The sequence below is a fragment of the Rhodococcus sp. YH3-3 genome (genome assembly GCF_001653035.1).
In the GTDB taxonomy this organism is placed as follows: Bacteria; Actinomycetota; Actinomycetes; order Mycobacteriales; family Mycobacteriaceae; genus Rhodococcus_F; species Rhodococcus_F qingshengii.
This window is the reverse complement of sequence record NZ_BCWH01000001.1, coordinates 1,754,849-1,765,004: the sequence shown is the minus strand read 5'-3', so window position 1 is coordinate 1,765,004 and position 10,156 is coordinate 1,754,849. Positions and strand designations below refer to the sequence as shown.

The following is a 10,156-nucleotide window of genomic DNA, read 5'->3' as shown; positions in this document are numbered from 1 at the left end:
CAAAACATATTTCGACCTCAGCTGTCATGGACGGCATTATTCAGTACGTCAACTGCGGATCCGGCTGATCCAATCGTTCCTTGAGCCAGACTCGCAACTCCGGTCCGTACTCGGTGCGACTGAGCGCATGGTCGAGAGATGCTCGCAGAAAGCCTCCCGGGTTACCAAGATCGTGGCGGGTTCCGTGATGGACGACGACGTGAACCGGATGCCCCTCCGCGATCAACAGCGCTATCGCATCCGTCAGTTGTAGTTCGCCACCCTGCCCGGGTGAGATTCGTCTGAGCGCGTCGAACACGGCGCGATCGAGAAGGTATCGTCCGGCCGCGGCGAGAGTGGACGGAGCATCCTCAGGAGCCGGCTTCTCGACCATGCCGACGACGGCAAGTACATCGGGATCGCTGCCCTCCACAGGTGTTTGGACGTCGAATACTCCGTAGGCCCCAACACGATCGGGCGCGACGTCGAACGCGCACAGCACAGAACCACCACGCTCGACACGTACCTTCGCCATCGCGTCGAGAATGCCGCAGGGGTGGACCAGATCGTCGGGAAGCAGCACCGCGAACGAGTCCTCGTCCGCATCCAGCACCGATTCGACCAGACCGACAGCGTGTCCCAATCCCAGCGGAGACTCTTGCACAACCGGCTCCACCGAGATCAGGCCCGGGGCCCGACGCACACGCTCGAGTAGATGGTGCTTCCCGCTGGCGGCGAGCTTGCCCTCGAGCACCAGGTCCTCGACGAAATGCCCGACGACCGATGCCTTGCCCGGCGCAGTGACAATTACCAGACGTTCCGCGCCTGCTTGCGCCGCTTCGCTTGCGACCAGCTCGATCCCGGGTGTATCGACCACGGGGAGCAACTCTTTCGGAACCGTCTTGGTGGCCGGGAGGAAACGAGTCCCCATCCCGGCAGCCGGCACCACAGCAGTCTTGAAAGGCCGTTCAGCGCACCCAGTCATCGTTCACCTCTCCGCTCACACGATGCTCCACACACTTACCGTTACGCGCATGCAGCGGTCGTCCCCTCATTTCGACGACCGAAAGCTCACATCGCATGTACAGCCTGCGCACAAGGTCTACCGGGCGGCCGATGCCGCCGCAAGTTGACTCGAACTCGGAATTCGTTGCGCGCGAGAGCTACACACCACCCCTCGATGTCACTTCCACGAGGGGCACGCCGCACTCCGCGCACTACCCGTTACCGCGGCGAACGGTTGTGATCGTATTTCGACGTTGACCACGGCGGGACGTAGCAACTGGCCAAAGAGACAGGTACGACACAACTTCCGAACTCAGCACCTCAACCGGACCGTCCCCAGCCGACCCGGACGAAGGTCCTGGAAGCGTCGCATCGATGGTCCCGTGCGACTTCACCCGTCTTCAAGTTCGGTTATCCACAGGTGAATGCCACTGAATACCATTGAATACGAACGAAATACGGTCATCACGCCACAACACCAGATTCAGGTTGTTATCAAATCGTGACCATACTCCCACTGGATGGAACTCCCAGTGGACTACTAGCAGTGTCCTAACTTGCCAGTGAAGCAATCACGTCGAAGAGTGGATCGTCAGGCCCGATATCCATTGTGCATTCGTTCGGCCGTGGATCCGGCACGAATGCCCACAGGAGAGCTCCGGCCGTACCGGCCACCTTCTGCCCCGTCAGCTTCGTCTCGATATTCGTGGCTCTGGTCGCCAGTGATTCACAACTGCCTGCCAATTCGCCTGTCTCGGCGACCAACAACGGCTTCCCGACGTTCGCGGCCTGTTCGATGCGACGCGCCAGTCCGTTCCACTGGTCGCCCGGAAGCGGAACCCCGTCTGCTCCGTAGTCGTGATACTGCAGAACGTCGACGAAGTCGGACTCGCTCACGTACTGGTAGTCGTCACCCGCAGTGCCGCACTGACCGCCCCCGACGTATCCGGCCGTGATCAGGGTGTTCGGATCGATCGCCCGAAGTTCGGCGCCTGCCGTGTCGAAGAACTCCCGCAACACCTGCGCGGAATCAGACGGGCACGTTCTTGTCCACCAATTGCAGGCGGCATCGGTACACAGGCTCGGTTCCGGCTCCCCCACCAATTCCCACGCCGCGACGGAAGGCTCGTTCTTCCAACGGTCGACGGCGGTGTGCATCCAGTCCTGGAAGCTCATGGTGGCTCGACCTGGGATCAGGTTCGCGACCTTCCACTCGTCGGTGTACCAGTCCCTGGATTTGAACAGCCCGTCATCACACCCGCTGTCCTGGGGTGAGAGCACCGGAATCGTGAACTGATTGTGTCGCGCCGCAGCGTCGAACACCGCGTCCATCGGGCCGAAATCCATCTCCCCGGACACCTTGTTCACCGCGAGCGCCTGGAACGCGTTGAAACGCGTGACGGAGTTCGGTGGCAGAGAACCGAAGTAGGCATCGAGATCGACCATGGCGCCACAGCCGAAGTTCACCGACCAATCAGTGGCCAGTTGATAAGCATTCAGCCCGGTAGGCCACCATGGCTGTCCGTCGAGCGTCAGTCCGCTCGACGACGCTCCCACCCGAACCGTCTTGGGCGAATCGGCAACCACCGGCGTCGTGAACATTCCTGTCACCACCGCGACGGTTGCAAAGCTGACTACAGCGGCAGCGATACGGCGACGCACTGTGCCAGGCACACGCGGACGCACTTCTTCAGAAGACATCTACAACCATCCACGTCATACGGACAATCCTCCCACACGAATTGCCTCATCGACCCGTTTGCCGTTCACCGGTGACGCGATACAAACGCCAGGCCGAAGGGTCCATGCCGCCGTCGTTGGGAACCTCGAGTACCAGCGCTCCCACACCGCCGGCCCCGGTGTCGTACATCGTCGGATAGCGCCGATTGACCGCGTCCGACACACCGCGACCGGTGTTCGGCACCGACAGGATGTATTCGACGTGATGTTCGGCGGGGTTGTTCAGTACGCGCACGAAGTCCGCATCGGAAGGCACGACGAATTGCCGAGGGTTGTTCGACGACGCCACGACGGCATAGCTCTGCACGGTGTCGAGCAGAACCGACCCCTCCGGCAGAGCCAAGTCGTCCAGGTATCTGGCGATGCGACGCTCGGCCGCAAACGTGCGCAGATTCGTCTGCTCCTCCAGGTTCTGCCGGCCCGGAATGATCGCACTGGCAATGGAATGCTCGAGCACTGCGATCCGCGCATTACCCATCGCGACAAACGTGACCAGCGTCGACCCGACCAGCAAGCACAGAGAGATCACAAGGGGCAGAGAGGGTCCCGACTGCTCGGGGTACGTCGATACCGAGCGTGACGCAGCAGCCCCCGGTCGACGCGTGACGACCGGCGCTCCGCGAGGTGCGATCAGGACGACCAACACGAAACACAGCGGAATGATCGAAATGTAGAAGCGCAGAAGGGGAAACGTCGATCCCATCACGTAGAGCAAGGTTTGGGCACCGAGGATGGCGCCGAACAACACAAGAGGCACGACCACTTCGGTGTCGCGCCGCCGAAGTGCGTAGATGATTGCAAGGACCGCGAGCACCGGGAGCGCCGGGCCGAGTACGGCCATTTCGGTAATCGAGAACGCAAGACGGGCGATCGGTGAGTCGGTTCCGGCACCAGCCTGCTCCAGGATGGAACTGTTCCCGTAGACCGACGAGAACTGTTGGAACGCTTGACCTGTGATGAGCCAACTGGCAAACGACCACAAGGCGAAGGCAAGGAATCCCGGCATCAGCACTACGGCACCGTCGAGGGCTGCTGCCCAGAGCCGCAAGCCAGGCCCCGCGCCCTCGCCGCGCTCCTCAGCAGTCGGGCGGAAACGAAGCCAACTCACCACGGTCACCAGCACCACCGCGACGAACAGCGGGGCCAATGCGTCGTATCTGGTGAGGTACGCCAGAGCGAAAGCGAGGCCGGCACCGATGAGGTCGTGTACGTCGTCGCTTCGCATCCACCGAATCAATCGACGTGTCGCCCACAGAACGAAGAAGAGGAACGGAGCTTCGCTCATTCCGCTCGCCGCGTACATGACGATCATCGGGTTGACAGCGAACAGCACGGTCAGGACGACGGTGACCCATCGCGCACACCCACGGTCGCGGCTGATCCCACGTACCTGAATCACAGCACCAGCCATGAAGGCCGCGGACATCACGACCGCAGTGATGTTCCACCGCAGCAGATCCGGCCACCAATGACCCATCAGGCCCATCGGAATCTGGACTGCCGCCGTCAACGGGGTGAACACGAACCCGATCGCCGCGAAGTGCGGATCACGGCTGAGCAGCATCGCCGACACCGCGGCGACGCGGCTGAGCGAATCAGTGAAGATGAACCCGATACCCGCGTTCATCCACACGCCCAACGCGGTGTAGACCGCGAAGAGCGCGACGAACATCCGCCATGGCTTGCGGCCCGGTAGATCGTGGACCGCGACGGACAGGGCCGGGCGATCGGTGACGGTCACTGTCCGCGACGCCGAGCCACGAGCACACCACCGACGGCAACAGCGATCAGAACCACGGTCCCGAATCCGATCCAGCCGATCGTGACCGCGCTCAGTCCGGTCTCCTCTTCGGCCGAGGTCGCGGTGCCCAACGGGGCGACGTTGACTCCGACATCGAAGGGCTCACCTCCCCGAGGCGCGACCAGGAGATCGCCGGTCAGTTCTGCGAACCGGTCCTTCCCACTTTCCAACCAGTTGAGCAGACCGTCGGCATCGGCCGCATCACCCTCAGAGGTCAGCGCCACCACTTCGTTGTGCGAACCCGAAACCACCTGCAAGGCACCGTATTGTCCACCGAATTCCAGACCCTGCAAGCGCAGGAGCCCTTGATCTGCTGTGTCCATGGGTAGGGCCACCGGAGTGGGGAGCGTCCCGTCCGCCGCGATCAACAACGCCGGCAGAGAACTGGTCGCCGCGTCGCCGAACGGGAGCACACGCGGTTGCAGCGGCAGATAGCTCAACCGCTGCATCGCCACAACGAGGCGCTGCGCTCGAACGAGATCTGCGAAATCACCGTGACTCAAACCGACATCGAGTGTGGGCAGCATCGACTGCGGTAATGCCTGGAAGCCTCCAGGCGTCGGCGGGAATCCGGTAGTGGACGTGATGGTGCTTGCCGGATCGACAGTGAGCGAAGACGGGCTACTGGTGCCGCATTGGAAGTCGCCGGTCACATCCATCGAGACCTCGAAGGTCAGGTCGCGACGCAGGAGTTCGTTCGGAACATCGACGCCGATGTCGAAGCGCCCTGTCTCGTTCACCGTCTGCGAAGCAAGCCGTGAGTCCCCCAGCGAAATCGACAGTTCTCCGTTGCGTGAATTCGGCAGCGGTACATAGGATCCGATCATTCGGATCGACACGTCCTTCATCGGACGCCCCAGTTGCGACTGGCTGAACGGGACGTCGACCTCGATGTGATTGAGACCGGAAGCCGTCAACGTTCCGAGCTTCAGCTCACCGACGGTGATGGCGTCCTGGGAAATCTGGGCAACTGTGTTGTCCGGTGACGCGAGCGCCCTGCTCGCCGCCCAGTAGCCGTCGAAGTTCGCCGCCAACAGACTGACCTGAGGAACGAGGGTCTTGTCGTCCCCTGAAATTCGCAGCACTGGTGCACCATTCGGAGCAGCCGCGAGATCGATGCCGGCGTCCCCACTGTTGCCGAGTACTACAGCTCTCTCGAACAGTCCCGGCTCAGCGGACGGCAGACTCTGGCCGTTCGGCAGTTGTTCCACCACCACGGCGTCAGGCTGACTTCCGTACTTGTTGACAATCGCTGCACTCAGCTGCAGAGCCGCACTCTGCTGTGACCGTGACGAACCATCCGTGACGTAGATGGTTGCCTTCCTCAAAATCGGCGGAAAGAAGGTTGCAACAGTCGTGGGCTGCTGCTCGGCACCGTCGTAGGCGACAAAGGCATCCCGGAGCGCAAGGGGCTGGTATCTCGTTCGGTCGTAGCAGCGGTCGTCGACGGGAACGAGGTGAGCGATCATCGACACGGTCACGCTCCGGTCGACCACTTCGAGACCTTGCAACGGAACCGAAATCGGTAGGCCGGTTCCGGCCTGCCCGGCGTCGAAGTCGACGCGGCTCACCAATCTGCCGTCCGCAGTCACTTCGAGCCAACCCCTACTGAAGTCGGTCGGGGCAGTCAGGATTCCGGTCACGGCTGTTGCGGTGAGTCCGTCCGGCACCGGCACGGTCACCAAGACGGGTGCGTCATCGGAGGAGAACACGATGTCTGTTCCTCGTCCGAGTTCGGTGAAGGAGATCGGAGTTGTGGCTGCGGCGGCCACCGAAGTATCTGCGTCGTCCTCGAAATCCTGGGCGGAGGCGACACTGCCGAGCGGAAGCAACAAAGTGACCGCGACAGCCACCGGCATTGCCAGCGCGCGCGTCAGCCAGGTTCGAGAGTGGCCCATCAGCGTGTCTCCTCGACATTTCTTGTTTCCGCGCAATCACCAAACACAAATCACGAGTAGCAATCTCGCCAGTTCGCGACGGTCGCAGGTCCGATCGCACCGTTACGGACAAACAAACCATAACGACCAATTTATGCGTTTGGCTAATTATCCCGGCGGGCGAGACTTTTGTTACGGCATGTCACATGATTAGCAATCACCACCACTGGGAAGTCGAAAGACGCCACTGAAAAGCCCGTCAATACGCCTGAACGTCCGTCCAGTCCGGGCGCTTCACGGGCGGAGAATTCTCAGATAAAGGAAGCTGTGACGATCAATTCGATCATCCCCGCCGGCAAGAGTGCGATCGGGAAGCTGGTCGGTGCGCCGTTCCACTTCGCATCATCGCTGCGCATGGCCAGGGTTTTTCACCCTCACGGGATCGAGCTGAAGGGAACATTGAAGCCGGCCACCCCATGGTGGCCGGTATCGGAGTCGTCGACGATTACCGTCACCGCTCGAATGTCGAAAGCCCTCGGAACACCCGGAGACCTACCCGACGTACTCGGCCTGGCGCTTCGGTTGCACGATGTCGGCGCAGATGAAAACCCGTGGGACATTCTTCTCGCAACATCAGGACTTTCTACCTTCTCGAAAATGTTTCCAGCTCCGGCTTTCTCGTGGAACGGCGCGAGATACAGCACACTGGTTCCTTACTCACGCGCGGGCGGTGCCGCGGCGTGGCTGATCGTGACACCGCGCGGTGTCCATCCGGCCGGCACTTCTTTGTCTGCATTGAAAGCTGCGGTCGATCATTCCCCGCTGCACTTCTCCGTGTACCTCGCGAGAATTCAACTTCAGTTGATACCGATCGGGCATCTCTGTCTCGACGAAGTCGAGGACCACCCGGATTGCCTCCAGCCGTCCTTCGATCCGATTCTGAACACACCGGCCCACATGCGCATGCTTCCGGAGTGGCTCGCAGAAACGCGCAAGTTCGCGTATCGCGGTAGCCGCAACGGCCGGGGAGGCACACAAAAGCGCGGTTGACCGGACGTGCCGATCAACCGCGCTGAAGCTCACTCAGCTTGTGAACTTGTCCTTGATATCCGAGACCTTGTCACTGACAGTGTCTCCGGCCTTCTTGACCTTCGCCTCGCCCTGATCGGCAACACCCTCGGCAGCCAGATCATCGTTGCCCGTGGCGTTTCCGAACTTTTCCTTCGCCTCGCCGATGAGATCCTCAGCGCGGTGCTTTGCCTTGTCGATGAAGTCAGACATGTATTTCTCCTTCTTGGGTTCGGTCGTGCGTTCGGCCGTGGAATTCGGTCGTGGATTCAGTCGAACTCGAACTGCGTGGACAAATGTGTCAGCGTTTTCCGGTGACTGCCTTGACCAGGAACAGCAAGATGACAGCGCCGAGGAGGCAAGTGAGGAAGCTGAAGATCCAGCCCGCGCCCTCGACATCGACGCCGAAGACTCGAAGCAGGAAACCACCGATCAGGCCGCCGATCACACCGACAACGATGTTGAGGAAGATCCCCTGCTGCGCATCGGTTTTCATGATCTTGCTGCCGATCCAACCCGCTAGTCCACCGATGATGATCCAGGCGATGATTCCGAGTGAGAGCATTGTGACTCCTTGAGGTAAGGGACGGCGCAATGAGAGACTGCCGGTGAAGGGAGAGTTCCGAGCGATCGGCCCGCGCAACTAGACCGTGATCGCGGGTTGTGTTTGCACACAACCGGACTCTCCGCCGCACGACGCGGGGGATCGTGCACTCAGTAGCAGCCACATTGTCTGCTTACCTTTCTATCAGGTGTTCACGACAGAACCAAAATGACTGGCGATTCACCACATACGAGAAACGACACTCACCGACGCGCACATGATCAGCGTCACTACGATCGCGATCGCCATCGAAGTGACGGTCGCAAGGAGCACCGTGACGCACAGTGCCACAGCAACATCCATGACTCTGTGCACGATCGGGAGGTCTACCAATACCCGGCCGTCGGGAGGCTCAAACCTCGATTGATCAGAGAGTTCTCGGCTCATCGCGTTTCGCGCTTTCCACGGCGATGTGAGTTCTGGTCGCGACGGATGGATCACCGACCACCGCAGCGACTTGATCCCCCGTGTCAGTGACGCGAGAAATCAACTCGGACAACGTTTCCGATCCGGATACGACGCTACGTCTCAATGTCACTCGCAAATCGATCGTGCGAACTCCACGATCGAGCACCGCTTTTCCTCGGACACGCGACACTTCGTCGAAGTCCTCCAGTGATGCGCTCGCCCCTTCCGCCACCGCACCCAGATCCGCGGTGATGGAATTGTGCGAGTTCGACCCAGGGACCGTGATCTCCTTCACCCGACGCAGCGGCACATGCGCGATCAACCACCGCAACGCGAGGAGGACTAGCAATACTCCCCCAGCTCCGACAGCCCATGGCCACCACGAGTGATCGACAAGATCTTCAGCCCACGGGATCTCGATACGCGCCGGGAAATCCTTGATCACGTCGCGATTCCACAGGATCGCTGCAACTCCCACCGCTATCGCGAGCATCCCCACGACGCATGTCGCCACGCGATCCATCGCCGTCGCCGTCCGAGTCATGACAGCGATCCCGTCTGGATACGAACCTTGATTCGCGGCGATGGTGACAGCGACCCGGCCAAGTCCCCCAGCACCGCACGGATTTCCGATTCAGCGGTGGCGGCTCCATCGGGCGTGACCGAGGCCTTCACTTCCAGCTTGCGCCGGGTCGCGTGTGACGAAGCGGATCGAACCTGGGCCAGTGACTCGACGCGAACAGACGCTATCGCCGCTACATCGGCGGGATCGATCCACGTATTCGCGACTCCGACCAAGGCATTGGCAGTCTTTCGTCGCGGTTTGAGTCCGAGGATGACGAACCACAGGCCGAGAACGACGGCTGCGATCCCCGCCGGGAACATCCAACCCTGGTACGCGAGCCCGTCCACATATGCGGCAGCACTTGGTATCCACTGCGACCCGGTGATCACGCCGGTATCCACCAGCGCGTCGCGGACGCCGACCACGCCGAGCGCAAGTAGCGCCGCGGCGATGAGGAATCCCGTGACGGCCGATCCGGGCGCCGCAAGGGGAACAGGAGCAGCAGCCCTCGAGGCAGTGGGTGGTGCGACCTTGTCGGCGGTCATCGCACTTTCCTTCCCGCGTCACGCGTGGTCGATGCCAAGAGAACGCTCACGATCGCCACGTCCACGCCGTCTACGTCCAGGCCCGATACAGACTGCAACTGGGTTGTCACGTTCTCTCGCACCGCGGTACCGATGACCGACAAGGATCCGGGCCACTCGATCGCGATGTCCACCTTGGCCCGTACCCGCTTGCCGGATACCAGCACTCGCGCCCTCGGCAGTTCACGCCCGGTCAGTTTGTCCATGCCGCCGGCGTGATGACGCACCCCCGGGGTCCCGCGCGTCGCCTCGAGAACCAACTTCTGCGCGACTCTGTCTCGAATCGTCAGCGTTCCGCGATCGCCCGGCTCGGCAAGCACAGACGACTCCGGTCGAGCTGTCTCAGCCACGTCCGCGACCCTTCAGCATCACACCGAGATCGAACTCGCCGTCACGCTGACCACCGACGAGGTATCCGATCACACCGAGAACCAGAGCGATGAGGAATCCGGTGAAACCGCCTGCAGCAGCTGCGACTCCGAGAAGTAGTCCTGCCAGTAGGCCGACAGTCGAGGTGGTCATGTG

General features: G+C 61.4%; 12 protein-coding genes. 1 reads left to right on the top strand and 11 read right to left on the bottom strand.

Annotated features, from left to right (window positions below):
* Positions 1–40: 40 nt before the first annotated feature.
* The 4 genes from YH3_RS08275 to YH3_RS08260 form a co-directional block, all read right to left on the bottom strand.
* Positions 41–964, bottom strand: a complete 924-nt coding sequence (locus tag YH3_RS08275; RefSeq protein ID WP_058038947.1) for a UTP--glucose-1-phosphate uridylyltransferase — start codon at positions 962–964, stop codon at positions 41–43.
* A 572-nt stretch (positions 965–1,536) separates the two neighbouring features.
* Positions 1,537–2,685: a cellulase family glycosylhydrolase gene (locus tag YH3_RS08270; protein WP_054187559.1), complete on the bottom strand. Its 1,149-nt coding sequence runs from the start codon at positions 2,683–2,685 to the stop codon at positions 1,537–1,539.
* A 46-nt stretch (positions 2,686–2,731) separates the two neighbouring features.
* Complete coding sequence (locus tag YH3_RS08265) at positions 2,732–4,465, bottom strand: glycosyltransferase family 39 protein (RefSeq protein WP_064443232.1); 1,734 nt, start codon at positions 4,463–4,465, stop codon at positions 2,732–2,734.
* Positions 4,462–6,423, bottom strand: a complete 1,962-nt coding sequence (locus tag YH3_RS08260; RefSeq protein ID WP_064443231.1) for a hypothetical protein — start codon at positions 6,421–6,423, stop codon at positions 4,462–4,464. Before YH3_RS08260 ends, YH3_RS08265 begins: the two co-directional genes overlap by 4 nt.
* Before the next feature lie 306 nt (positions 6,424–6,729).
* On the opposite strand from YH3_RS08260, the gene YH3_RS08255 reads away from it, so the two are divergent.
* Complete coding sequence (locus tag YH3_RS08255; RefSeq protein WP_003943634.1) at positions 6,730–7,452, top strand: hypothetical protein; 723 nt, start codon at positions 6,730–6,732, stop codon at positions 7,450–7,452.
* Positions 7,453–7,485: 33 nt separating this feature from the next.
* Here the strand turns inward: YH3_RS08255 and YH3_RS08250 are convergent, their stop codons facing one another.
* The 7 genes from YH3_RS08250 to YH3_RS08225 form a co-directional block, all read right to left on the bottom strand.
* A complete protein-coding gene (locus YH3_RS08250; RefSeq protein WP_007726588.1) occupies positions 7,486–7,683 on the bottom strand; it encodes a CsbD family protein in 198 nt (65 codons plus the stop codon).
* A gap of 88 nt (positions 7,684–7,771) precedes the next feature.
* Positions 7,772–8,035, bottom strand: a complete 264-nt coding sequence (locus YH3_RS08245) for a GlsB/YeaQ/YmgE family stress response membrane protein (protein ID WP_047890188.1) — start codon at positions 8,033–8,035, stop codon at positions 7,772–7,774.
* 219 nt (positions 8,036–8,254) lie between these two features.
* Positions 8,255–8,377, bottom strand: a complete 123-nt coding sequence (locus YH3_RS37120) for a hypothetical protein (RefSeq protein WP_003943707.1) — start codon at positions 8,375–8,377, stop codon at positions 8,255–8,257.
* A gap of 64 nt (positions 8,378–8,441) precedes the next feature.
* The gene (locus YH3_RS08240; protein WP_064443230.1) at positions 8,442–9,026 is read right to left on the bottom strand and encodes a hypothetical protein; all 585 of its coding nucleotides are present in this window, start codon (positions 9,024–9,026) and stop codon (positions 8,442–8,444) included.
* Positions 9,023–9,592: a DUF6286 domain-containing protein gene (locus YH3_RS08235; RefSeq protein ID WP_054187563.1), complete on the bottom strand. Its 570-nt coding sequence runs from the start codon at positions 9,590–9,592 to the stop codon at positions 9,023–9,025. The genes YH3_RS08240 and YH3_RS08235 overlap by 4 nt, the downstream gene beginning before the upstream one ends.
* Positions 9,589–9,981 carry an Asp23/Gls24 family envelope stress response protein gene (locus YH3_RS08230; protein ID WP_054187564.1) on the bottom strand — a complete coding sequence of 131 codons (393 nt, stop codon included), beginning with the start codon at positions 9,979–9,981 and terminating at the stop codon, positions 9,589–9,591. The genes YH3_RS08235 and YH3_RS08230 overlap by 4 nt, the downstream gene beginning before the upstream one ends.
* Positions 9,974–10,153: a hypothetical protein gene (locus tag YH3_RS08225; protein ID WP_003943629.1), complete on the bottom strand. Its 180-nt coding sequence runs from the start codon at positions 10,151–10,153 to the stop codon at positions 9,974–9,976. The genes YH3_RS08230 and YH3_RS08225 overlap by 8 nt, the downstream gene beginning before the upstream one ends.
* Between the last annotated feature and the right edge of the window lie 3 nt (positions 10,154–10,156).